We start from the raw sequence: 24,886 nt of genomic DNA, 5'->3' as shown, positions 1-24,886 counted from the left end.
TACCAGGCACGATGCCTGTTCGAGAGAAGTGCGGAGCGTTGCCGGTGAAGGGTGTATTCGAGATCAGCGGCAATTCGCGCTACGACGACCTCATTACCGAGCGGTATCATTTCCCCTCGCAATATCTTCCTCAGGCCCGCCAGCTCGAGAACGACTGGATCCTTTACCGTGAAACCCGGGTATCGGGCGGCCGGATGGCTTATATCGCGACCGCCTTCGTTGAGCGGATCGATCCCGATGAGGCTGATCCAACCCATTACTACGCGCGCGTCAGGGACTATCTACCCTTCGATGATGCGGTGTCCTACCGCGACAAGGACGGACGCTTTGCCGAACGCTTCCTTCGCGAGATGGCCCGTCCTGGCGATGCTGGGAGGACGCTGCGCGGAAAATCGGTGCGCACGCTCGATGGCGATGATTTCGTCGCGATCGTCAATCAGGGCCTGAGCGAGACGCTCGACCCGGACAACCGGATCAGGCTCGAGCTCGACGAGCGGTACATCGACGATGCAACTGCCGCGCTCCTTGCCGATGATTTTGGCGAACGCCAGATCGAGCAGATCCTGGTGAATAAGAAAATCCGGGCCGCCAGTTTCCGCAATCAGGTTCTCGACGCTTATGACAGCACCTGCGCCGTCACGGGATTGCGGATCATGAATGGTGGCGGGAAAGCAGAGGCACAGGCGGCCCATATCTGGTCTGTCGCCGATGGCGGACCCGATGTTGTACCCAACGGCGTGGCACTCTCGGCTACGGCCCATTGGCTGTTCGACCGACATCTCATCACATTCGACGATAACCTTTGCCTGCTCGTATCGCACAACAAGGTGCCGTCCGACCTGTTGAAGCTCTTCCCCCCTTCAGGACAGAAGATCAGGCTTCCGGTCGATCCGAGGGATCACCCCCGTCCGGACTTCGTTGCCAAGCATCGCGCGCGTTTTGCGGGGTTCTGATCCGGTAGGATCAGACAGCGCGTCCGAACCAGATGACACGGCCGACCACCTGGATCTCGGACCGGTCGACATCGTCCCAGCTGGGATAGGCCGAATTGTCGCTGCTGATGGTGATCTTGCGGCCACCTGGCTTGAGCGTCACGCGCTTGACCACCAGCGCATCGTCGGCGCGTAGGACGTAGATGCCGTCACGTAGCCGCGAACCCTGGTCCGACGCATCGACCAGCACCTCGTCGCTATCGCTGAGTGTCGGCTCCATAGAGTCGCCCAGGACATGGATGATCGAAAGGCTAGCACTCTTTGCTCTGGTGAGCCTGGCAAGCCAGCGTTCGTCGAAACCGAAGCGGGTATGGGCGGTCTCGCTTTCGGCAATCGCTCCAAAGCCCGCCGATGCATCAACATTGAGCACGGGAATTTCGATCAACCCGTCACGCATGGGTGCGGGGGGTCCGCCAAGCACTTGCTCGTCGACCCCGAAAAAGCTGGCAAGCGTGCGCCGGTCATCATCATCCAGCTTTCGCGGCGAGCCGCGCTTGATGAACTGCTGAATGTAGGACGAGTTTCGTCCGATCATCCGCGAGATCGAGGAATATCCGAGCCGTCGCTGCTGGATCAGGCGATCGAGCTCCTCTCTGACGTGTTCCATCGTGTCGTTCCTTCTGACGGTCTCAGGAGAGAAGGAAATCTCCTAGACTCGATGGAACCTTCCTACTAAGAACAAACCAGGAACACAAGGGCTGAGTGAGTCGAGGAAGGCTATGAAATTGCTGGATCGCATTGAGAGACACCTGAAAGAATCGCACATGTCGGCGACACGGTTTGGTCGTCGCGCGGTTGGCGATCCGCGCTTCGTGCTTGACCTACGAGCTGGCCGCAGGCCGCGTCGCCGAACGGTAGAGAAGGTGGAGCGCTACTTGGCTGATCGGCCAACTTGCTAACGCGGCGCTTGCGCTCATACCCTCGGGCTATGATGGTTGGCAGTTGTCATTGTCTATCAGGCCGAGAACTACCACGTTCTCTAGAACTTTCAGTGCTTTGGATCGATCAAGGACGTCCTGTACTTCCGTATCAATCTCAAGCTTCGACACGACCTCACTGCCTCAGATGCTCGTAAGGTGCCCGACGATGACTGCGACGCGATCAGATGGATGTCGCGGACCAGTCGGTTCGACGAGATCTGAGCCGTTCCGTTGAAACGCGAACGAAGGACAACGGGCACTTTGAGCATGAAGGGGATCGGGACCGCGATCGTATTTGCCCTTCAAGTGTTGAGCGGCTGTATTTCCCTATTTACCAGATCGATAGATTGGTGACACATGTAGCGCTAAGACCGCTTCTGGGGGATGACGAGAAATGCAGGATGGCGACGCGGCCGAGACGCAATCGGATGGAAGCGAAGAACTAGAGAACCGCGTGATCGCGGAAATCGTAGAGCTGCAGCGCGAATTCTACTTCGAAAACCGGAATAAGGACAGCGAGCGACGCCGGCGCCTTCGTGACATTATCGATCGCGCCACTCCGTTGGGAGGAGACTAATCATGTGGCTCGATGAAATCACTCTGAAGGATTTTCGCTGCTTCCATGGCGAGCATACCATCGAATTCTCGATGGATCCGGATGAAAACGTTACTCTGATTCACGCGGAAAACGGCGTCGGAAAGACCACTCTTCTAAACGCCATGCTTTGGTGCTTCTACGGCACGACTACTGCCAAGTTTGAACGCAAGCAGGACCTCGTTAACCACGACGCCAAGGCCGCGGGGAGAGATTCCTGCTATGTAGAAGTCCTCTTCGAGCACAACGACAAGCGTTATCGTGCCCGTCGCTTCCACGGCAACGGCACCATGGGCGGTCGTGAGTTCTCAATCATGCGGATCGATGATGGCCACAGCGTTTCGATCGACAACCCCGATAGCTTTATCAACACGGTCATACCGAAGACCATGGCGGGACACTTTCTTTTCGACGGTGAACATGCAGAGGTCTTCCTCGGCGAGGAGAACCGGCGCGGAATCCGCAAGGCAGTCCAGGATATTCTCGGATGCAATCTAATCGAGACAGCGATCGGGGACCTTGAAGAGACGGCTGCGTACTATCGGCGGCAAATGCCTAAAGCCAAAGCGACCGACCAGATCGAAGTCCTCTCGAATGAGATCGACCGGCTTACGGACCAGCTCAAGAGCGGCAGGGAAGCACTCGACGGTCTGAAAGGGCAAGCGGAACAGAAGCAACAGCAGATTGCCGACATTGAAGCCAAATTGCGTAACTCGGCCGCTGCGCGAGAACTCCAGGCCAGCCGCGACAGGGCGAACAACTCGCTCAAGCGTGCTATCACCAGAGCAGCGAGCGCACAAGACGAGTTGCTGAAGTGGCTCGGCGACAATGGCCGCTTCCTCGTCTCCTCTCGCATTACCGAAAAGACATTCGATCATCTCGAGGCTCAGGATGTGAAGGGCCGCATCCCTTCGCCCTACAACGAAGAGTTCGTTCAGGACATTCTGGAGATGGAAGAATGCATCTGCGGGACGGAGCTGAAAAAGGGTTCCACCGAATATGAGAAGGTTCGAAGTCTCCTACAGAAGGCAGCAAACAAGACGTTGCGCAGTCGACTTTCGAGCGTTCGCTCCACCCTTAAAGAACTCAAGCGAGAAAGGGAAAAAGCGCCAGGCCGGTTGGACGCAGCTAACAAGCGACTAGCCGAAGCTCGACACGAGATCAGCGCCATTGAAGCAGAACTTGGGGAGATCTCCGACAAGCTCTCTGGCATCGATTTCGATGAGATCGCCGAACGCGAGCGGCGGCGGAATGAGCTGCGAGGCGAACTCGATGGGATAAACCGGCAGATCGGCGCCCTGGAAAACAATCTCCGCAGTTCCGAGGCGTCCAAGGCGAACAAGGAGCGCGAACTCAACAAGCTGCTTGAGAACGACGAGGATGCGAGAATTTTCGTCCGACGTCACGAACTGTGCGAACGGCTCAAGGAGCGGCTCGAAGCTGAACTCGTCGAAGAAGAAGAGGATGCTCGAAAGATCCTTCGCTCGCAGATCAGCAAAGTCCTTCAGGCCACCACCCGGAAGAGCTTTAAGCTGAGACTGACCGACGAATACGCAGTGGCTCTCGTCAATGAAGAGGGAACGCAGCTCCCCAAATCCAGTGGCGAAAACCAGCTACTCGGTCTCGCATTCACGGCTGCGCTGGTCGAGTACGCCCGACTTCGTCAGAACGCGCAGGATCACCGACTGCTGCGTGGCACGGTCGCCCCCCTCGTTCTGGACTCTCCCTTCGGCCAGCTCGATGACAGCTATCGCGAGACAACGGGCGAGCATGTGCCACGCATGGCCAGTCAGGTGGTACTGATGGTCTCGGGTTCGCAGGCCAACAACGCTGTGATTGACGTGCTGCGTGCGAGAGTAGGGAAGGAATACGTCCTCGTTCGGACCAACCGTGCTTCCGGAGAAGGGAAGAAAGGCGAGACCCGTCAGTTCAACGGGAAAGACTATGCCGTTGCTCTGTTCGATCAAGAGGCCGATGGCACCCGGATCGAGGAGATCGTTCGATGACCGCCAGAGCACCAAACATCAACCGGTCCAAGATCTACGAGGAGTATGTCCAGAAGCTGGCAGCCATACCGCTTCCGGGTTCCGAAAGGAGGCTCTTCCCGACTATCCGTGAGTTGCTCTGCTTCGCAGCTCTTCTTGGATTTTCGGAGAAGCGGCGTCTCCCGCTCGATCGCTCGCAGGGTGTCGAAGATGTCTCCTATCAACAGTTCGAGCGCGGTGACGCAGAGAATCTCATCTACCTGATCGCGCTTGCCGAGACCGAGGATCCCGACATCCTTCGCGAGGGGGAAGAGGGGCGCTGCGCCGAGATCTTCGAAGAATATGCTAACGGGGGGCTTGCCATCATCAAAGACCACCTTCTGCGTGAAGGCGGGGAATATCCTGACAGGGCCTTGATGAGCATGCTTCGGGAAAGAGGCTATCTCGTGCCCGCGCAGGCGGAGCCGGATTTAGCAGCAATATCATTCTGAGGCGCTCGATGGCGCTAATGAACATCCAGGCCAAGGGGGTCTACAAATCCGACCGGGACAACATCCTGGAGGATTTCTATTTCCCCGCGCTGTCTGCCGCGGTTCGCTACGACCGGGCCGTGGGCTTCTTCTCGAGCTCAACGATCACATACGCTGCCCAAGCGCTCAGCACCTTCACCGCGAACGGTGGAAGAATGCGCCTCATCGTCGGGGCGTTTACCGATGCTCGCGACATAGCCGCTATAAAGCGGGGCGAAGACCAGAAGCGGATCTCTGAGGAGATCGGCGAGCAGTTCCTCGCCGCGATCGAGGAAGCGCAAGGGGAGGTATTCGAACAGCGTTTCCAGACCTTGGCGTGGCTTGTGGCCGAGGGAAGGCTGGACATACGCGTGGCGCTCCGGCCACACGGAATGTATCACGACAAGGTCGGGATTATTACCGACGAGGCGGGCGATGCGTTCGTCTTCGCGGGGTCAGCGAACGAAAGCGCTCAGGCCCTGCTCCCGACCCACAACTACGAATCCATAGACGTCTTCCCCACCTGGAAGCTTGAACTCGAACCCTACTTCTCCGAACACCGGGCGGCATTCGAGCGCCTCTGGGAGAACAAAAGTCGCGGTACGGCGGTCATCGACGTTCCCACCGCGCTCGAAGACCGCCTTCTCGAAGTCGCCGAGCGAATGGATGCTCCACCAGATCCTGCGCGTGAACTCGCCATTCTGAAACGGCTCAAAAGTCAGGAAGACGAATTAGACGTAACTCCCAAGGAAAGAGGACCGAGGCTCCCCGAGACGATCGGCGGCTACAAGTTCGAGATACGCGCCCACCAAAGGGACGCACTCAATGCCTGGCGCGAGAAAGGCGCGTTCGTAGGCGTCTTCGATCTAGCCACCGGTGCAGGCAAGACCATTACCGCTTGCTACGCCGTAGTACAGCTGGCCAAGAGCATTCCCGGTCTGACCGTTGTAATCGCCGTGCCCTACCAGAACCTCGCCGACCAATGGTGCGAGATACTGGAAATCTTTGGGATCGAGCCGATCCGCTGCTACGTCTCAAAGACGGAATGGGAAGACGATCTTCGCCAGACCATCCACGATGTCGAAATGGCGGCGATCAACTTTGCAGCGATCGTGGTCGTGAACCGGACGATGAAATCTCCGGAGTTCCAGAGCGCAATCTCAAGAATACCGGAAAACCGGTTCCTATGGATCGGGGACGAGTGTCACCACCATTCGTCCGAAAGCTATGCCGGTTTCCTGCCGCAAAACGCAAAGTATAGGATCGGCCTTTCGGCCACTCCTCACCACTATCTCGATGAGGAGCGTAACCGGCGCCTCACAGAATACTATGGAGACATAGTCTTCAGCTACACATTACGGCAGGCGATCGAGGACGAGGTTCTTACGCCGTATGAGTACCACCCGCACATCGTGGAGCTCACGCTCGACGAAGCGAACGAATTCGCCGATCTCTCCAATGAAATTGCCAGACATTTCGCTCGGGAGAAGTCGGCTGGTTCCAAGCCAAGCCAAGGCCTGACGGCCCTTTTGATGCGGAGGGCCCGCGTCATAGCGTCGGCGGTGAACAAGCTGCCTGCTCTTGAAAGCGTGCTGGCGGGTAAGCGGCCACAGAACCATACGCTGTTCTATTGCGGGGATGGCACGGTCGAGACCGATCCCGCCGATGAAGAGGACGAGATTCTCGAGGGGCGACAGATCGAAGTCGTGAGTCAGCAACTCGACCGGCTTGGCTGGCGCATCTCGCGTTTCACATCGAGAGAGCCGCGTCGGGAGCGGGACTCGATCCTCACCAATTTCAAGTTTGGCCTGATCGATGCAATGGTCGCTATCAAGTGCCTCGACGAGGGCATCGATGTACCGGCCTGCAGTACCGCGTACATCCTTGCGAGTTCCCGAGACCCCCGGCAGTTCATCCAGCGGCGTGGGCGCATCCTGCGCAAGTCACCCGGCAAGGACAGCGCTACCATCCATGATTTCATCGTAGTCCTGCCCGAGGGCTACGAAGATGCGGCGGGGCATGCACGTAAGCTGGTAAAATCCGAACTCAAGCGGGTCGCCGAATTTTCAAACCTCTCCCTGAACAGCGCAGAAGCTTATCAGATCCTGCGGCCGATCCTTACGGCCTACGATCTCGAGCACGTGATCTGAACCTCGGCTTCGCTTCGCGATACGCGAAGCGGCTTGTTCTCGGGTCTTCTTACTTGTGGCAGGCCAAGCAAACCTTCGCCTGCCCGTAGAGCTCGTCGAGATCAATCTCGCTATCGTCTGATCGCAGCGGATTGCGGACTCGCTTAGCCTTCGCTCTTTCCAGACGCTTGCGGTGTTCTTCCCGAATCTGTTCCACGCGCTCTGGCCGCGCGAGATCTTCCAGGGATTCCCCCTGGCTCCAAGTGAAGGGCGAACCGTGTTCGATCGCATTCTTCTCGTAGGATTTCGCCTCTTCGAAGCTCTCGGGGTGACGCTCCATCAGACGGACCCATTCGATCTTCTGTTGGAAGAAGCAGAAGGTACAGCCCGAACGTGACCGCCACTCGTAGTAGCTAGGAAGTCCGAGACCGCTCGCCTCGAGGATGTCAATCACACCCGCCTTGTCGACTCCTTCCTCCCTGAAAGGAAGCAACACCGAGAGGTTGGGGTGAGTGGAGGAATAGCCCTCGCGGTAGTTCTCGTCGGATCTTATCGCGACGTAGCTCACGACCTCGTCGCCGTCATCCAGGGCAGGCCAGAGCCATTGTTCGAAAGGACGGATCTTCAACTGCCTTGTGCACCACCGGGTCCGCGGGCTCGGTAGGAATGACTTGTATTGGCGGAGCCAAAAATCGAAGTCGCGGTCGGGATTAAGCCGCTCGATCGGCTTCCCTAGAAAACCCTCTAGGCGACCGAGGTACTCATACACCTCGGGCAGCTCCTTGCCCGTGTCCGTGAAAAAGTACTCCAGCTCGATGTCCGGCCGCGTCTGGGCCATGTGGACAGCAAGTGCGGCGCTATCTCGGCCTCCCGAGAGGCCCAGGACGTGTCGTTGCCTACTCACGAAACTCCTCCCGTCGCCACGATCGGAGAACACGACTCCGGCTCAGCAACCTTGTCTTCCTGCGCCAAAAGTGAAGCCAGTTCGGCAGCAGCAGCTATCGCCACATCCCGGGAAACGCCCGCAGAGATTCTTTCGCGGAGGCTATTGGCGATCGCCCGCGCTTGATCGAGCTCTCCTGCGTCAAGTTCGACCTCCGGTCTTAAGACGCCGGCGCCCTTTGGGTCCGACATAAAGATGGCGAGCGCAAAGCGCGATTGCTCGCGACCAGCAACATGGGCTAGCCCTTCCGCCCGCAGGAAATCACGGGCCAGAGCAGCCAGTTCGATCCGCGCGGCATCCACATCTCGATCGACCCAATCCCGCGGCGGCTTGTTCGCCGCTAGACTGGCGAGACCTTCGAGAACGTCCATACTGCCGTCGAATGAGGAAAGGCGGGTCGCGAACGCATCCAACCGGAAGTTGCCTGTGATCCCTGTGACCCTCTCCGCCCTGGCGCGCAGGTTTGCGAGACCCTGCTTCCCCTGGACGCGCAGTTCCCTCAGCAGATCTTTCTCCAATGAGGCTAGCATTTCAGGATAGGCCTCGGAGATTTCGTTGAGCCCTTCCTTCAATATCCGAGCAACCTGCTCTGGCTTTCCTGCCGAACTCACTAGCGACGGAATGTCATCGAGCATGAATTTGTTCGGATCGTGTGCTGTCATGGCGAGATCGCGGACCTTTCGGGCGGAAGGAGAAAGGCGCGCAGTCCGCCTTACCCAGCCCGGCGTCTCCATGACCAGGGAAACGAGTTTCCTGCCAACCAATAGCGGCTCAGCCGCCACAATCTCATCGCCTGTCAGTCCTTCGAGAACACCGGCCACTTCCTTCAGGATGGCTGCGTCGCGCTTGGATATCTCGCTGTACCGCAAACGAATGCTCGAGGCTTCCTGGAGCAGCCTGTCTACGAACAGATCGCTTATGTCCGAGCAGAAGCTTTCATCGAGGTATAGCGCGAGAGTGTCGCGCCGCGTGAGCAGATAGGCGAGCCCAAGAATGGGCAGGAGGCCATCTTTCGTGCCGAAGGGTCGGGCCTGCCAACCATCGAACAGTTTCTCCAAACCGATACCGTCTGGTCCCGCCTTCTCTACGAGCTGATCGGCCTCCTCCCAAAGGGCGTGAAGATTGGCGGAATCGTTCTTCGGTTCGCGCAAGGACAGCGCGCCACTTCGATCTGCGGCGTGAAGTCCTGTGGTTTCGAGAAGCGAGACATATAGTCCCTTCTCAGGCGGATACTTCTGGATCCCGAGGCTGGGCTCGTCCGCTGCCGAAATCATCGCGTTCATCAAAGCTCGTGTGGCCGCGACCGCGTTCGAAGATGGCTTCGTACGGTTGACGAGTTCGTTGCGGATGCGCGGAGCCTTCGAATACAGCTCGGCTGCCAGGCGAGATGCGATGACGGAGAGATCCTTGACCTTTCCAGCAATGCCGATCTCGTCCGAAGCAAGCGCCGGTATCCGCCAGGAGATGGTCGAGAAGCCATGGCGGATCCGGTCTTCGAGTTCTCCGGCAACCCGTACCAGTCTGCTCGCGACCTCTCTGCGTGCGACAGCATCTCCCTTCAGTTCGGGGCGTGACGCTTGGACCCGTTCGAGAGCGATTAGCTCTCGGCTTAGTTCGCGAAGCATATAGCTGTCACTCGACAGGCCAATTGCGATGGGCCGGTCGCCAACTTCCTTCTCCAGCCCGTCAAGCACCCGCCGCACTTGAGCCGGACTTTCGCCATCCTCATTCACGAGGAGTAGGAACAATCCAGAGGAGCCTCGTCCCTCTTGATAACTTGAAATCCGCTTCTGCGCATCGGCTAAAGTTGCAATGTCCACCTCGAACCAGCGCATTGCACCAGTCTCATGATATTCGCGCTTGGCCAGAATGGGGGCCAGAACACCGCTTCCGCCAAGCTTGGAAAAATCGCATCCAACGACTTCGCCGAGTGCCTCTTCCAGTGCTTGCTCGACGTCGAAATCAGAGCCGGCATAGAGGGTGAAGCCGCCGAGGTGCCTGCGGAAGATCACAACCGACCTTCTCTTTAGCTCCTCGAGCGCAGCAACGATTTCCTCTTCCTTCAGATCGGGAAGAGCGGCAGCAAGAATCTCGGTGGATGCAACCAGTCCCGAGCGATCTCGGAAAAGGTCCAAGAGTGCGACTGCTCGCAAGACGGAGAGTTCGGGCTTGCTTGCGCCGGCGACTTCCGAACGTTCGATGGCGTCGAGCGCGAGCGACCACCTATGTGAGTCCGGAGACGCCATGATCGATGGCTCGAGATTGGCTCTGAGATAGCCCCACAACCAGTCGCAGTCGTAGGCCGCCGCTCCCTTCACAGGTGTCGAGCTGAGGAAGTCCTGAAATCCACACGGTTCGGCGGATCCGAGGAAGCCGAAGAGACTTCGTTGGTTCTGTCCGAACCGGCGCCTCGACAGCGGCCCGAGCAGGCACGCGACCACCGGCCCGAGCGGCCAGCATGACGCGAGACGGCGCTCCGCCGCATCAGAACCGCCGCGCGCCCCACCAATCGCTTTGGCGACTTCCGATATGCCCGCTATTGCTTTTGGCGGCGTGTCGCACTCTATCGCACGGGAAAGCAATTCGATCTGCTCTTCGCCAGTCGGATTGAGCGGCACATCAACATATCGACCCTGTATCTTGAGCCAGTCCTCGCGGGTCTCGCGTGCAAGCCGATAGGCGTAGTCATCGAAAGCCTGATGCAGCACACCGACCACCACCAGATGGCCATCCGAGCGCGACGCTGCTTCGGCCAATTCCTGGAAAAAGAATGCGTCACCCCCTTCGGAGGCAGCATGTTCGAGCAATTTGCCCATCTCATCGATGACAAGCAGGGTGCCGATTCCGCGCTTGGCTTCGGCGACGAGGCGCTCGATCGGTCCACGCCCCTTCTTGATGCCCGCTTCATCGAGCGCGGAAGTAAGGACCGAAGACGCATCTGAGCGCGAGCCGACGATCGAGAGAGTGGTCCAACCTTGCGGTTCCCATCCCATTTTCGTGACGATCTGCTCGCGGAGTTCTGCGGGGAGTACTTCAAGCGCTTCGTCGCGAGAAGGCCCGGTTGGCCCGAGCAGAGCGGCAAGTACAACCGCTAGACTCGACTTTCCGCAACCATAGGGGCCGGTCCAAGTGAAGGCCCCATGACCGAGCGCGGAGACATGCTCGATGGTGGTTTCGAGCGCCTGCGCTGCGGTAGCAGTACAGATGAAGCCCTCAGCAACACCAGCATCATCACCCACACGGATGGAGCGTTGGAAACGGCGACGGACACGAGTGATATCAGAGAGAGTCTTGCTCATGCCGCCTTCTCCAGGATGTCAAAAAGCGGGTTGAGGAGGCCGTCTGCATCAATTCGGTCGAGTTCCTTGCGACGAGACACCTGCCGCAATCCGCCGCCTTCGTCCCACACCAGCGAAGCGGACGTGAATTCTTCAATCCGCTCTAGACGCTCGACTAGGGAATCCTCGTCGAGAAGGAATGCTCGTCCGGGTGAGCCAGGGTCATGGGCGATGGTCTCCAGGGAGAGCGAACCGCGCGTGGAAAACTGCGAGCGCCAAAACTCTACAAGAGCGAATGCGAAGACTTCATCGGGCAGCGAAGGCTTCGGTCCCCGGCGGAACTGCAACGCGCCTCCCGCCATCGAGGCAATGAGCCCAAGCTCAGCGAACGGGCTTTCGAGACCATCCTCGATCGTTCCTCGCCTCGAAGTCTTGGTCACATAGGTGCGAACAAAGCATTCGGCGTCCCTATCGACCGTGTTCTTCGCTATCCGGCTGTTCGCCAGACGACCAACCTCTCGCAGTTCCTCCAGTCTCGCCCAGAGACGGGCAGCAAGGGTATCCTTGGTGAATATCGCATCGTTAAATTCGTTAAAGGAGTAATACCAAGTCGTGGCCCGCCCAGGGCTTGCAACGAGCCGCCAGTGAAGAAGCCAGAGAGAAGCCGGAAGCTCGAGATAGGGGTCACCTCCACCGAAGATTCTATGGCCTAGTGCTGTAGGCTCCAGCAATTCGAGCCGTCCCACCCGCTCCCCCTGTGGCACAAGTACTCCGCAGGCGAGTGACCAATGCCGCATCGAAGCGACCATGTTCTTGCCAACACCGAACTTTCCTATCCCTGCATTTGGGGAAAAAGCATGCTGTTGCTGTTCATCTTCGACTGCCAATTCTTCACAAACGGCGTCGTAAGACTTCTTTAGCCACCCATATCGGCAGGGAAAGGTCTCATGTCCGGCCACCTGCAGCTTGATGTCGTCGCGGTCCAAAAGGCTTCGCATCCCACCCATTTCCCTATCACTGGACAAATTCACCAGTGATGATAGCGAGTAGGGTCACTGGTGACAATCACCAGTGCTAGTGTCTTGTGCATTTTGTTCGTGGAACGCAAAGAGAACAACGGGAGGTGAGCGTGATCTATCTGGACCATCAGGCATCCACGCCGACCCATCCCCAGGTCGTCGCTGCGATGCAGCCCTATTACACCGAGCACTATGCAAATCCTCACGCCGCGGACCATGCGGCAGGCTGGACTGCTGCCGATGCGATCGAAGCGTCTCGCAATAATGTGGCGCATGCTGTCGACGCAGATGCCGATGAGATCATATTCACTTCCGGCGCCACGGAGGCGAACAATCTCGCGATACGGGGGCTGACGCGATCTGACCCGAATCGGAAAAAAGTTATCGTAAGCGCCATTGAGCACAAGGCCGTCCTTGCGCCGGCAAGAGAGGTGGCTCGCGAGGGAGCTGAACTGGTGGTTGCTCCTGTCGATCGTGAAGGACGGGTCGATCTCGACAGGCTTTCCAAGTTGGTAGACGATCAAACCCTGCTTGTGTCCATAATGCTCGTGAACAACGAGATGGGCGTTGTCCAGCCAATCAAGGAGATATCTCAGCTATGTCGGTCCGCCGGAGCACTATTACATACTGATGCTGCGCAGGCGCTTTATTGGCTGCCGATCGATGTTTTGGAGCTTGGTGTCGATTTCCTCAGTCTGTCAGGGCACAAGGCTTCTGGCCCCAAAGGTATCGGCGCTCTCTATGTTAGTCGCGAGGTGAGGTCCCGGCTTCAACCATTGATACATGGCGGTGATCAGGAAGGTGGTCTGCGCGCTGGAACCCTTCCGACCCCATTGTGCGCGGGCCTCGGCGAAGCATGCCGGCTGCTACCCGATGATCGTGCTGTTGCCGAATGGAGATCCCTGACGCTGGAACTGGAAGCGGGGCTGCAAAGCCTGTTCCCTCAAATGGAGACGATCGGTAATCGCGAAGACCGCCACCCTGGCAACCTTTGCGTCAGGATACCTGGTGTTGATGCGGAGAGGCTCGTTGCTCTTCTGCAGCCTGACGTGGCCTTGGCGCGCGGTTCGGCCTGTACTTCCGGAATTCCCGAACCAAGCCACGTTCTCCGTGCGATGGGACTCGATGCGAATGAAGCCGCCGAGGTCGTTCGTCTTAGTACGGCACCGACGACCTGCAAGGGCGAGATCGCGATGGCGCTACAGTGCATCGCTGAAGCTGCTGACCGAATGAAGGTCATCGCATGAGTCGCAGGTTTCGATGGGCGGATCGCCATGACCGAAGAGCAATTCTCGCACCGATGCTTTTCGTACGCTTTCGGCGGGGATCGGGGTTGGTCCGATAGTTTCCCAAATCTCCTGAAGCTGTTGACGGCCAAGGAGTTACAGACTTCTGCTCGCCTGCCTATTGGCCTGCTAGAATGATCTGAATCCTCGCTTTGCCTTTTGTGCCATGGCGCCTGGCACTCCGGCGTCTCGTGCAAATTGAGACCAGCGGTCTACTGCGGCACCGATCTCGGATATGATCGCTTTTGTCTCAATCGTTTTAAGGTCAGCGAACTTTCCGAATTCCAGCAAGTCATCGAGTTCGAAACCGTCGGTTTTGCCGGCCAGAGACATCTGGTGCTCGTTGGTCCAGTCCCCGTCAGGATTGTAGGCATAGACGACATCGAATGCGGGCGAGAGGCTCCAGCGACCCGCGCTATTCATGAGGAAGGCGATGTTCTTGGTGTGGTCGTCCTGGTTGCGAATGAAGACATTGAGCAGCGCGCGGCGTACCTGCTCTTTGATCGCCTCGCGGCCGAAACCGAGCATGCGGATTGTCTCGATCGCCTGCTCGTAGCTGTAGGCGCGGGCCAAGTTGAAATCGAGATGGCGCATCGCGCAAAGCGACTGCATGTGGAGCTTCTTACCGTCAGGCGTGCGATCGAAGCGCTGGGTCATGAAATGTGCCCGCCCGCCTTCTTCGTGCAGGCGAGAGCGAGCCATGTCGATGCCAGCCTCTCGGGCTAGCAGATAGCAGGCGTACTCAAGCCGGCCGAAGCCCATCGGGTCGGCAAGTTCCTTGTCAGCATTGCCCGACACGCCGTCGAACTTGACGAGCCATTGCGTATAGCCGGGCCCTGCAGTCAGCTGCCCTGAATGGAATTCTCCGGTCGCCTCGTTCCAGGCGAGGACGGCCTTGGCCCGGGCGCCGCCGGCGGAGGTGCCGACGCGCAGGATCTCCTGGAGTGCGCGGTGGTCATCCTCTCCCTTGAGCACACCGGCCAGTTGTTCACGCGCGGCAATGACCCTGTTGGCGAGCTCGACAAGCGGAGCGATATCGACCGACCGACCCTGTTCACGGCGCTCACCGGTGGCAGGTTCGAATTCGAGCGCGCCCATGCCTCGGCGACCGGTATAGCAAAGACGCTCGACCGGATCGAAGCTGTCGGCTGTGCGGCCCTGCTCGGCAAGCCAACGGTTGATCAGGGCGTTACCAAACTTGTCGGGTAGGCTGTCGGCCAGCATGCCCGGAAGCCCTTTGAAAGTCTCGTAATTCAGCGCGGGAAAGTCGTAGACGCCACTTCGCAGGGGCATTGTGAGCGGGGCGACTTCGATACCGCTGCGGCTGAATTCCGGAGTGTATTCGAAAACCCCGACATCGCGATCCTCATCCCACAGGACGGCGCCGATCTGACGACCCCAGAGATTGACTACGGCACGCGTCATGGAGCCTCGTCACCCCAGCTCCATTCCTCGCCAGCCTCACCTTCAGAAGACTTGCGCACCCTTTGCCGCGCCTTGCCAGTATCGGACCGGGGATCGAGCGGGCTCAGCTTGGCGTCCGGCATGACATCCAGCAGGCGGTCTTCAATTTCGAGCGCACGCATTATCCTGGCGAGGCTATCGATGGTCCCGCCATTACCGGCTTCCAGGCGGGCGAGCGTTGAACGCGAGATACCTGCCATTTCCGCAAGCTCGGCCTGTTTGAGATTGCGTGATATGCGATATGCTTCGATCTGCTTCCCGAGGTCGGATAGCAGCACCGATAGAGGGCGCAGGTCTGATGAATCATAATGTGGCATTATCGAGACATTATCTCCGATATGGAGCTTTGTGTAGCGATTTTGCGTCTTTACATGAAGGAACCTAATGTGTCAATATCGAGACGTAACTTGGCTTATAACCGATAATGCATCAAATTTGCGACTTTATGTAGGCCGGAGTGATGGAAATGGATGACGAGAAGGAGCAAAACGACCAGACGGACTGGAAGGGTCTACGAGAGATCGACCGTGCCATCTCCGAAAATCGGCGTATGGAATACAGCTGGAAGAAGGCTCTAGCAGATCCTTGGGAACGACGCGGACTCTGGCTACTTGGGCTGGTCGTCGTCGCATTTGCGGCGTTCGTCATCCTGCAGGATTTCGTGCTGTAGCTATCTATTGCTCCATTCTTTGACGTCGTCTGCAGCTTCCTCACTCGCGCCCGTGGCACCTTCCGTCTGGCGATCAAGATAAGTTCGCACGGTTCCAATCCTGCCACGACCCTGTCGGCGCACCCGTTCGACCTCATCTGTGATGCCAGACCGATCAGGAGTATCGGGCATTGAGGGACCACCCGCAGAACCCACGGCTCCTCTTGCGCGTACCTGCTCAGCACTTCCGATCCCGGGGCGGCTGACAGGAGCGAAGTCCGGCAGCGAAAGGTCGGCTTCGATGTCGTCTTGCAGGCGATCAGCATAGCTCTCGACAAACCGCGATTGCAGCTGCTGGCCGCGGGCGCTCATCTGGAACTCGATGTCGTCGAACCGAACCGGCCCGTAATAGTCGCGATTGGCTTCCATCTCAGCCATGCCCCATTCGCGATAGGCCTGGCTCAGGTTCAGCGTGCCTGCGGCGCTGTTGGCCTCGTACCAGCTGGCCTGGTTCTCGAGGCGGCTGGCCATCTCTTCGGCACGACGCGCCTCTCGCGTATAGCTTTCGGCTTCTGTCAGCGATCGGCTGAGACCCGACGAACTGGTCGACACCTGCGATACCGAGCTCGAGCTCGTCTCGCGCAGGAAGCCTTCACGCGTGTTCGACCAGTTACGGCTATCCGAAAGCTGCCGCAGCGTGCCCATGATCCTGCCACGGTCTTCCGAGGCGATCCCGATATCGCTGTCGGTCCACGACTGATTTCGGCCACCGCGGACGCCAGCCTGCGCGTTTAGTACTCCGCCTTCGGCCTTTGCTCCGGCTCCTGCTTCGCCGTTAAGGAACCAAGAAATAGTAATGTCGTCTGACGCGCGCCGGGACAGGCCAAACTGCTGCTGGAGCGTCCTAGAGGCATTGTCGACTTCGCTGAATGCCGTGCCGATGCTGTCGTTCGTGCCGACGCCGCTGACCGTGTCGGAGCTCTGACCCTGGCTGTAGGCGTTGCGGATCTCGCTGAACCGGGTGAGCGCAGAGCTCGTCGATTGCTGGGCGAGGTTGGCATAGGTCTCGCTCTGCGTCCGGCTCTGGCTCGCCATCGTTCCGAGGCGGCCGGTGAAGTCCTGCCCGAGAGTCGGCGTGAACGGATAGCTTGAATTCGGGACAGCAGCGAACTCGCCATCGGGGAAGCTGGTCGTCTGCGTACCGCTGTCGCCGAACCCACGCGTCTGTGCCGCGCCATAGGCGATGTTGGGTGCAAGATTGCCCTGCGCAAACTGGCGGGAAAACACTGTCGAATTGTCGATGTTCGAATTGCCGAGCGAGACATTGCCGGTGCTCGCTTCGCGCGAGGCTTCCTCGGCCGCGTTCTGGCTTGGGTTGAGATAGCTCGTTGCCTGGCCCGAAATCGCCAGCGCACCACGTGCCACCCCGCCGGCAAGGAACGGGATCGAGGCGACAAGATAGCCCGCCAAGATGCCGATATCGCTGTTGACGTCGCTCATGCCGGCAAAAGTCGCTAGGCTGAGGCCTGTGCTGCCGCCAGCGGCGGCGATATCGCCCGCGCCTTTAAACATCAGGATCATGTGCAGGATGACGAAGAGCGGTCCCCACGCCGCAAGGTAGAAGAAGCCGGTGACGTAACCTCTCAATGCAATGGGTCCGGTCCGCGGCATCAGGAACAGCGGAAACAGGACAGGGAACAGCGCGTAGAACACTACCGTCAGCACGACATTGAGGATCGGGACCCATTTCATCGCGTTGTGCGCGATCGAGGAATAGGTCCGCTCGGTCTGAATATCGGCCCGGGTCTGCGCAAAGACGTCGATACTGCCCGTTCCGCTCGCCCCTGCAAAGCCATGCATGGCCTGGTTCATGGCATTGATCGTCAGCACCTGGCGGAAGATGTCGCTCGCGCTGCGCGAGATGCCGGTGAGATACTGGTAGGCAATCGGGAGGTCGGCCATGAGCTTGGCCTTGGCGAGCGCTTCGGTCTGGCGTGGATAGAGCTGGCGCCCCGCGACAAGCGTCATCTCGTCAATGAGGCTCGCCCATTGCCCCGACAGCGCGGAGTAGGCTTCGCGGCAAGTGATGATCGAGGCCGTTACGCTATCGTCGGCCTGCCGGGTCAGGAATTTCTGCGCGCGCGCCGCGCTCCCCGGTGCGATCGTTGCCCAGATGTCATCGCTCTCGGACAGCTCCTTCATCGAATAGCGGCCGAGCAGCAGATCGTAGAACACGCATTGCCGGACATGCTCGTCGAAGTTCGCAGCAAACTCCGGATCGGAAATGCGCAAGCTGCGCGTCGATTCGAGCAGCCGTGCGCCATAGATCATGCCGTTCTTCGAGTAGTTGAGGTCGTCCGGCAGGCCGAATACGAGCTCGGCAGAGCGGGTCAGATAGTCCCCCGCCTGGCTGGTGAAACTTGCCATCAGGGCGAGCCCGAGCGGGACATTGGCCACCGTTGCCGGTGCAAGGCTGGGATTGACCCGGTCGGTCACATGGACGTCCATGCGCGGCACCATCAGGCACATGTAGATGAGTGTCGCACCGAGGAACCAGTTGAGCCAGGCCCGCCAGTCTTGGTTGAACGCGACCACGATGACCGCGAGCACCATGCCCATCACCAGCGCGACCTGAATGAGGCTCTTGTAGCCGCCCGCGCCGGTCCAGGCGGCAACGGCGTTGAGGACATTGACGATATACTCGCCGCCGCCGACCGTGAAAATCTCGACCATGCTGCCTGACCCTTATGGAACGATGGAGCGGGACTGCATCCCGCGCGACCAGTCGAGCGCGGCGGCCATCGACGGTGACATCGAGGCAGCGAGCATATTCTCGATCATCGCCGTCTTCTCGATGATCTGCATGATCGCCGAGACCCGCGCCTGTCCGGTCGCTTGCCGCTGGGCGAGGCTCGATCGCACCTCGGCAACCTGAGTGCGCCAGATCGCGAGCTTGGCTTCGTCGGCCGCAATGAAACTCGCCATCGAGCGTCCAGCCTCTGCGGTGATGCGTTCTAGAATGGCATAGAGGAGATCGATGCTGGCGATCTCGGCCAGCGTGTCGCGGTCGTCGGTTGCCATCCCGCGACCATAGGCCGCCTGAACGTTGAGGATCTTATAGAGCGGCACCGATGCCACCTGGAGCAGCTCCTTCTCCTCGTCGCCGATCGCTGTGTCGCTGCGGATGGCCTCGACCATGCTGCCGATGAGCCGGGCAACGCGCGGCCGGATCGCCTTTGCGCTCGAGAGGCTCATCTGCTGGAAGGTGGGGTTGAGGCACTGGTCGGGCTCGTCGCACTGGAACACCCGCACCGATTGGCCCTGTGTCCCGTCGAGCAGTGCGGTCACCAGCGTCGAGGAGGCGTCGCCTGCGAAAGGCACGAACTTGCCCGGCTCGTCGTCGCGGGGCGGCACGTAGATCACCGTTCCGATGAGCGTCATCGCATACTCGGCAAGATCGCGGTCGAAGGTGCCATCCGGGTTAAAGAAGGCGCTCTGCTTGAGGACGTGCCAGGTGTAATTGCGCGGCACACCGGGATTGACGTCAGCATAGTCGGCGCCGGCGCCCTCGTTGGTCGAGGCGCGCTGGCCGCGCGTTCCGCAACCATGTTTGGCTGCGGCATAGTCGGTGAAAATACCTTCGGAATTGCCGATTGCTTCGCAGATCGCCTTGTCGGCGAGATCGCCCTTGGGCCACACGCCGCCGACCAGTCCCTGCGCCATCTCGCAGGAGTTGATCGAGAGATTGTTCATGAGCTGCGCCTTCTGGCTGAACTCCTGCATGATCTTCGAGCATTCGGGGCAGACGGTGTCGATCGCGAGGCTGAAGGCGAACCCCACCGCATTGTTGGCGACGGCCTTGAGCAATGCGACCATCTCGCTCGCGTTGATGAAGGAGAAGGACCCGGCGAAGATATCGATACCGCCGCAACCAGCGCGGGCACGCGGAAGCTGGAGATTGGCGATGTTGGTCGTCTTTTGCGGGAAGCGCGTCCAGACATTGCCGAGGCTGTAATAGCCCGCCGACTGGCCTTCGAACGCGCTCGGCCCGGTGACATTGGCCGCCGCGCCCATGTCGTCCATGAAACGGTCCATGCTGTCGCCGACGTTTGCGGCGACGGGGGACGCGACCATGCCGGCGGCAGCTATGGTGAGCGCCGCATTGCGGATGCTAGTAATCATGTCCGGCTTCCTTCGAGGTGAGGAGGTAGATGCGGTCCTGCAGCTCGTCGGCCGAGAGCACGCCGTACCCGATCGGGATCGGGCGCCTGGCCACGCTGTCCCACAGCACGAGCGCCGGGGTGATGCCGGGTTCGAGCCCCATGCGCGGCCGCTGGCCGCTTTCGACCTTGTAGTCGGGGAAGTGCCGGGACGGTCCGCCATCGGTCGAGATCGCCCGGACAGCGATATGCCAGCGGTCCGCCACCGAACGCACGATCGGGCTCATCACTTCGCAAGCGCCGCAGGTCTGGGCGAAGAAGTAGAACAGGCCATAGCGCTCGGAGAGCCGGGCCATCACCGCATCGCGGTCGGCAGCGCGCGCGTCCTGCCATTGCTTCTTGGCGAGCGCGCCGACCGGCCGTTCGAGCGTGTAGTCGAGCTCGGGATCCTGCCAGATCGCGCGCTGCCAGACATCGGAGAACAGCGAAGCCCGGTCGAGCTGGGCACGCTGGAAGCGGATATAGGCGGTGACGTTTTCCGGCGTCGGATAGAGGATTGCACGCGCTTTGAGTTCGCGCAGTTCCCCCGTGACCGCGTCGAGTTCTTGCGTTGCGGTTAACTGGGCCGGTGGCTGCGCCATCTGCGGCTCCTCTGCCGGCACCGGCTTTACGCAATAGAACCAATAGCCGAGCCTGCGCTGCTCGCAGTAGAGGCTGTCTGCTGACGCAGCTGGCTCTGCCAGGCGCGCTTCCTGGGCAACTGCCCGAACGGGAAGCAGTGCAGCGAGACACATGGCCAGTGCTGGGAGGGCCAGCATCGGCAGTGATTGGCGGCGCGTCATTGGCCACTCCTTGCGTAATAGTCTTCGATTTTCTGCTGGATGAGGATGCTGGTCTCGAGCTCGTCGGGGAGCCGCGCAGCCTCGGTGAACTCGGCATAGACCTCGCTGAAATCCATCTGGCTGAGGTCGAGCCGGGCGAATTCGTCGAGCGTGAAACCCTCGCACTGCTCTTCCTTGGGCTTGTCCCACGGCTTGGGCAGTTGGCGTCGGCCCTGTTCCTGCAGGATCCGCGAAAGCTTGCTCTCGAAGCAGCAGTAGACCTTCTTCTTCGTCAGGCAGACGCCGAGGAACTTGTCCGAACAATAGGTCCCGACATAAGCGCACAGCCCTTGCGCATCGCGTTCGTGGAGCAGCACCTCCTCGCGGCTGCAGCCAAGCGCGACCAAAAGGCTGATCCCGGGGATGAGTGGGAAGCCCTTGCCCTTGCAGCAGTTGAGCACCCCGAAAACCTTGGATGAGCAGGTGTTGCGCGTGCCGCGGAACAGCGTCAGCGTCTCAGGATCGAACTGGCCGCGGGCCTCGTCCATCGCATGGAGCGCGGTGACCGCATCCTTGAACTCGTCGTTCGCAGTGCGCTCGATCGTTTCGCAGCTACCATCGATGCAATAGACATCGCCGTCGCAGACATACTGGGTGGAACTGTCGGTACCGGGAAGCGGACACTCGTAGATGCGCTCCCAGGTCTCGCAAGGGTCTTCGTCGGTAAGGCATTCCTCACGGACAAAGCGGCAGGTTCCTTGGCTTTCGAGGTCGGAGCAGTCGGTCGCCGCTTCGCGCGCAATGCAGGTGTAGCTACGTTGCCATTCCCAGCAGGGCCTGGTGACAGAGACGCCGTCGATCACGCGCGTCTGCGGATCGCTATCGGTGCAGATCTCTGCGTCCAGCGTGCAATCGCTATTGTCCGCAAGACCTGTGCACTGGCTTTCGTCAGGGGTCGTTGTGACGGTGGTCGCGGTGGTTATCCGGTAGGGCGTTTGTCCTGCGACCTCTTCGTCGCAGGTTAGCTCGGTAAGCGGATCGCCCGGCTCGGTGCACCACTTGCGCCCGCCGGACCAACCCCACTGTAGGCAAGGACCATTGCGGTGTCCGGTAACCCGGCAAAGAGCGCCCGAAAATTCTTCGCAATCCGGCTCACCTGACAGGTTGAAGCTGCCCAATGGGCTGCAAAGGTAATGATACTGCGGTTGCTGGCTGACCCTGGCGACGAGCGGGACCGTGCATTGGCCTGCCGACTGATCGATCCGTGTGCCCGTATTGCAGGTTGCGGTATATGTGCCCGCCGACCCCGAACCGGGCGGCAGCGGCACGCACGATCCCTGGCGGCCCGAAATTGCCATGCCGCTGGTGTAGTCGAGCGGCGTCTCGTTGATCGCGAGGCTGCGGGCAATCACGTCCTCGATCTCGTTCGGCTCGAACCTTGCGCGATTGGCCATGCTGTCGCGGATCGTCCGCATAGGCGTGCTGGTCGTCGCGGCGCTGCGTCCGCGGGCCTCGATCTGGTCGGGATCGCGCGCAAGATCCTGCAGGTCGCGCGTCGCTTGCGGATCGAAATTGGGAACGCGCGCCGCGTCAGGATTGGTCGTTGCGGCATCGCGCGCCTCGCCCAGCAGCTCGGTGGCAAAGTCTTTCCCATCGGCCCGGGCTTCATCGCGGGTCTGAGCGTGAAGGGAAGCCGCGCTTGTGAGGGCGACGAGTGCCGCAAGGAGATTGGCGAGGGTTCTGCCGGTCATGGCCGTTCCTCCCTGGAGAGCTGGCGCAGATGGAGGCGGGCAAGCTCGGCGCCCGGACCCTTCCCCGAGGCAAAGGTCTCGAGGACTTCGCCTACGCTGATGTTGCCGGCGATCCGGTCGTGCGGCGGCACCTCGCTGGTGCAATCGAACCCATCGCAGGGACTGAACTCGGTGCTCAGCATGACGAAGCTCGGTGCGGCATCGATGTTGAACGCGCGGAACAGCCTTGGATCAATCCCGAGCGAACCGGCCTCGTTGCGGGTGCTCCAGATGGCAGCCAAACGCTTCTTGAACGCCTCGCTGTTTCCTTGCGGGAAGCCGCGCAGCACGGTGACGCCTCCCGCCCTGGTCATGTCTTGGACCAGTGCTTTCAGCGCCTCGGGCGGCATCGACAGGCTGGCAAAGGCAATGAAGCGCGGGGCTCCCCCGAGCGATGCCTTCTCGGCGGCAGCTTGCCCCGCGATCATCGCGTCGAAGTCGAGGACGGCGTCGGTCTCGATTGCCTCGATGCTGTCCGCATAGGCTGCGCGATTGGCCTGCGCTTGCGCCTGGATAGCCTGTGCATCCTCGGTCAGTGCCTCGGCGCGCTGGCGGACATTGGTGCTGAGCGCCTGCGCATCGTCGGCGTGTTCGGCCGCGCGCTCGCGGATCGCTTCGAGATCGATGCCTTCGGGCGCGCTCTGGGCGAGAGCGAGGCCACCGAGGGTGACGGCAAGGCCGACGGGCAAAAGGAGGAGGTGCTTGTTCATAGCGCGCAGCAGTTCCGCTTGCGCCAGACGAGATATCCCATGTCTTCGCCGATGGCGGGGATGACCTGTCCGGCCGATTGAAAGGTGGTGGAGGCGCCGATAGGCGGGCAGGCGTAACGGCCCGAGGTCGCCGGGTTTGGGTTGGTGGCCTGGAAGCGGTATTGCTGCTTGCGCATCACCGGCATCAAATATTTGCCGCACAGTCCCTTGGACCCCATCGTCCCCCACGACACGAGTTCGCGGTGGAGCTTGTAGGCAAAGCGCGAGAGCACGAGCCGCGATGCCTGGACGTGGCCTATGCTGGCCGAGACATTGCCGTTCATCGGATACATCGATCCCTGGCAGCCCGCGCACCAGAACATCTCGTCGATCGGCAGCTTCGCGGTCGAGGCGACGCAGTCGGCCGCACAGGCAGCGAGCGCCAGCGGGTTGGCAAAAAGCACGGCTTCGGGGTTGATGATCGCGGTAAGCTCGGAATCCTGCCACAGCGGATCGATCTCGGAGATGTAGAGAATGTCGATCGAGCCCGATTCCAGGCACAGGAAATCGGCGACGATCTCCATCCAGTAGATCAGCGGATAGGCATACCAGTGGACGTGCCAGCTCGAATAATACTGGCTCGCGCCGCCCACCGCCGACGGACCCGAGATCGAGCGAAAGCCGATATCGAAACCCGGATCGAGTTTCATGCCGCCGAGGTTCACGAAGCACCACGGCTTCATGCTGACATCGGCAAGCCGCACCGGCTCCCAGAAGCCCATCGCGATCCCGGGCCTCAGACCGCACAGGCACACCGGCAGATCGGGGTTGTCGGGATCGGGCCGGCTCGACGGCCAGATGTCCAGCCCGCCGATCGAGATCGGGAACAGGCACGACCAGCAGATGTCGGTGATCGGGTTGACGAAGCTGCCGGTGCAGCGACCAGGACCGGCATCGGCCATGGCGGGCGTTGCGGTGGCGAGACCAAGAATGGCGGCCAGCACGAGCGCCAGCTTTCTTAAGTGCATCATTGGGCTGTCCTCCTTTTCGGTGGCAGCGCGATTTCGCTGATTTCGAGCAGGCGGCCCTCCTGGCGCACGCGTGTAGGCACCGACCTGATCCCGAACCTCTCCGTGAGCTTGCCGCCCTGGTCGAAATAGAAGCGGCGCTGGCGGGCCTTCATGAGCTCGAGCGGCGCACCCTTCACCAGGATCAGTTTGGCATTGGCGTCCTGCTTGAGCGCCCAGGCGAGCTGGTCGGGATCGTCGCCGTCGAGAAACAGGAGATCAGCGCGAAGGCCGACGCTGTCGAGCGGATTGACCCTCGTGCCAGCGGCATGGATCAGCTCGCCTTTTGCCCCGCGGATATCGGCAGCGAGCGTGATCGTCGGATCGAAGTGCCAGCGCCGCGCTTCGCTGGCCCGGACGATCCCGGCGACGGGGTCGGGCCGGTTCACCCGCGCGATCGTGCGGCGCTTCAAATCTTCATTGAGCCGCGCGGTCTCGCCCGAACGTTCCATCTGCGTCAGGCGCGAATGGATCTGCTCGAGGAGGTCGCGCTCGATCACGGGAAACACCGTGCCGCGCTGCCCATAGTCGCGCGCCAGCACCTCGGCAGGGCAGAGCAGCACTGCAAGCATGGCTGCGGGGAGGATGAG

Annotated in this window: 20 protein-coding genes; 7 read left to right on the top strand and 13 right to left on the bottom strand. The window is 60.2% G+C overall.

Annotated elements, in window-relative coordinates:
* The first annotated feature begins 44 nt into the window (after positions 1–44).
* Complete coding sequence (locus tag B2G71_RS04080; protein ID WP_098104479.1) at positions 45–953, top strand: HNH endonuclease; 909 nt, start codon at positions 45–47, stop codon at positions 951–953.
* 10 nt (positions 954–963) lie between these two features.
* Here B2G71_RS04080 and B2G71_RS04075 read toward each other — a convergent pair whose 3' ends face one another.
* Positions 964–1,599, bottom strand: coding sequence for a S24 family peptidase (locus tag B2G71_RS04075; RefSeq protein ID WP_098104478.1), 636 nt, complete (start codon positions 1,597–1,599; stop codon positions 964–966).
* A gap of 707 nt (positions 1,600–2,306) precedes the next feature.
* On the opposite strand from B2G71_RS04075, the gene B2G71_RS04065 reads away from it, so the two are divergent.
* From B2G71_RS04065 to B2G71_RS04050, 4 genes are read left to right on the top strand one after another with little or no spacing between them, the layout of a single operon-like run.
* Positions 2,307–2,489 carry a hypothetical protein gene (locus tag B2G71_RS04065; protein ID WP_039388589.1) on the top strand — a complete coding sequence of 61 codons (183 nt, stop codon included), beginning with the start codon at positions 2,307–2,309 and terminating at the stop codon, positions 2,487–2,489.
* Between the two features lie 2 nt (positions 2,490–2,491).
* Positions 2,492–4,513 carry an AAA family ATPase gene (locus B2G71_RS04060; RefSeq protein ID WP_098104477.1) on the top strand — a complete coding sequence of 674 codons (2,022 nt, stop codon included), beginning with the start codon at positions 2,492–2,494 and terminating at the stop codon, positions 4,511–4,513.
* Positions 4,510–4,983: a DNA phosphorothioation-associated protein 4 gene (locus B2G71_RS04055; protein ID WP_052321967.1), complete on the top strand. Its 474-nt coding sequence runs from the start codon at positions 4,510–4,512 to the stop codon at positions 4,981–4,983. Before B2G71_RS04060 ends, B2G71_RS04055 begins: the two co-directional genes overlap by 4 nt.
* A 17-nt stretch (positions 4,984–5,000) precedes the next feature.
* Positions 5,001–7,151, top strand: a complete 2,151-nt coding sequence (locus B2G71_RS04050) for a DEAD/DEAH box helicase family protein (RefSeq protein WP_168176246.1) — start codon at positions 5,001–5,003, stop codon at positions 7,149–7,151.
* 49 nt (positions 7,152–7,200) lie between these two features.
* Here B2G71_RS04050 and B2G71_RS04045 read toward each other — a convergent pair whose 3' ends face one another.
* From B2G71_RS04045 to B2G71_RS04030, 3 genes are read right to left on the bottom strand one after another with little or no spacing between them, the layout of a single operon-like run.
* Positions 7,201–8,034, bottom strand: a complete 834-nt coding sequence (locus B2G71_RS04045) for a phosphoadenosine phosphosulfate reductase family protein (protein ID WP_039388585.1) — start codon at positions 8,032–8,034, stop codon at positions 7,201–7,203.
* The gene (locus B2G71_RS04040; protein WP_141521487.1) at positions 8,031–11,372 is read right to left on the bottom strand and encodes an ATP-binding protein; all 3,342 of its coding nucleotides are present in this window, start codon (positions 11,370–11,372) and stop codon (positions 8,031–8,033) included. Before B2G71_RS04040 ends, B2G71_RS04045 begins: the two co-directional genes overlap by 4 nt.
* Entirely contained in the window at positions 11,369–12,337 is a 969-nt protein-coding gene (locus tag B2G71_RS04030) for a DUF4007 family protein (RefSeq protein WP_168176245.1), read from the bottom strand. Before B2G71_RS04030 ends, B2G71_RS04040 begins: the two co-directional genes overlap by 4 nt.
* A 143-nt stretch (positions 12,338–12,480) precedes the next feature.
* On the opposite strand from B2G71_RS04030, the gene B2G71_RS04025 reads away from it, so the two are divergent.
* Positions 12,481–13,617 (top strand): cysteine desulfurase family protein, encoded by a 1,137-nt coding sequence (locus B2G71_RS04025; RefSeq protein ID WP_168176244.1) that lies wholly within the window; start codon positions 12,481–12,483, stop codon positions 13,615–13,617.
* 168 nt (positions 13,618–13,785) lie between these two features.
* Here the strand turns inward: B2G71_RS04025 and B2G71_RS04020 are convergent, their stop codons facing one another.
* Together B2G71_RS04020 and B2G71_RS04015 are read right to left on the bottom strand one after the other, a co-directional pair.
* Complete coding sequence (locus B2G71_RS04020) at positions 13,786–15,081, bottom strand: type II toxin-antitoxin system HipA family toxin (RefSeq protein ID WP_098104471.1); 1,296 nt, start codon at positions 15,079–15,081, stop codon at positions 13,786–13,788.
* Entirely contained in the window at positions 15,078–15,437 is a 360-nt protein-coding gene (locus tag B2G71_RS04015; protein ID WP_098104470.1) for a helix-turn-helix transcriptional regulator, read from the bottom strand. The genes B2G71_RS04020 and B2G71_RS04015 overlap by 4 nt, the downstream gene beginning before the upstream one ends.
* A 149-nt stretch (positions 15,438–15,586) precedes the next feature.
* On the opposite strand from B2G71_RS04015, the gene B2G71_RS04010 reads away from it, so the two are divergent.
* A complete protein-coding gene (locus B2G71_RS04010; protein WP_337189597.1) occupies positions 15,587–15,790 on the top strand; it encodes a hypothetical protein in 204 nt (67 codons plus the stop codon).
* On the opposite strand, the gene B2G71_RS04005 is transcribed toward B2G71_RS04010, so the two are convergent.
* The 7 genes from B2G71_RS04005 to traW are packed head-to-tail and all read right to left on the bottom strand — an operon-like array spanning position 15,791 to position 24,868.
* Positions 15,791–18,502, bottom strand: a complete 2,712-nt coding sequence (locus B2G71_RS04005; protein ID WP_098104468.1) for a conjugal transfer protein TraG N-terminal domain-containing protein — start codon at positions 18,500–18,502, stop codon at positions 15,791–15,793.
* A 12-nt stretch (positions 18,503–18,514) separates the two neighbouring features.
* On the bottom strand, positions 18,515–19,951 hold the full coding sequence (locus tag B2G71_RS04000; protein ID WP_098104467.1) for a conjugal transfer protein TraH: 1,437 nt from the start codon (positions 19,949–19,951) through the stop codon (positions 18,515–18,517).
* Positions 19,941–20,771, bottom strand: coding sequence for a conjugal transfer protein TraF (locus B2G71_RS03995; RefSeq protein WP_238474057.1), 831 nt, complete (start codon positions 20,769–20,771; stop codon positions 19,941–19,943). Before B2G71_RS03995 ends, B2G71_RS04000 begins: the two co-directional genes overlap by 11 nt.
* Positions 20,768–22,501 (bottom strand): conjugal transfer protein TraN, encoded by a 1,734-nt coding sequence (locus tag B2G71_RS03990; protein WP_098104466.1) that lies wholly within the window; start codon positions 22,499–22,501, stop codon positions 20,768–20,770. The genes B2G71_RS03995 and B2G71_RS03990 overlap by 4 nt, the downstream gene beginning before the upstream one ends.
* Entirely contained in the window at positions 22,498–23,250 is a 753-nt protein-coding gene (gene trbC, locus B2G71_RS03985) for a type-F conjugative transfer system pilin assembly protein TrbC (RefSeq protein ID WP_098104465.1), read from the bottom strand. The genes B2G71_RS03990 and trbC overlap by 4 nt, the downstream gene beginning before the upstream one ends.
* Positions 23,247–24,260 carry a conjugal transfer pilus assembly protein TraU gene (traU, locus tag B2G71_RS03980; RefSeq protein WP_098104464.1) on the bottom strand — a complete coding sequence of 338 codons (1,014 nt, stop codon included), beginning with the start codon at positions 24,258–24,260 and terminating at the stop codon, positions 23,247–23,249. The genes trbC and traU overlap by 4 nt, the downstream gene beginning before the upstream one ends.
* Positions 24,257–24,868: a type-F conjugative transfer system protein TraW gene (traW, locus tag B2G71_RS03975; protein WP_098104463.1), complete on the bottom strand. Its 612-nt coding sequence runs from the start codon at positions 24,866–24,868 to the stop codon at positions 24,257–24,259. Before traW ends, traU begins: the two co-directional genes overlap by 4 nt.
* Positions 24,869–24,886: the final 18 nt, after the last annotated feature.

The sequence above is a fragment of the Novosphingobium sp. PC22D genome, from assembly GCF_002556635.1.
Lineage (GTDB): Bacteria > Pseudomonadota > Alphaproteobacteria > Sphingomonadales > Sphingomonadaceae > Novosphingobium.
Note: the sequence above shows the minus strand (reverse complement) of the source record. Positions and strands in the feature narration are given on the sequence as shown.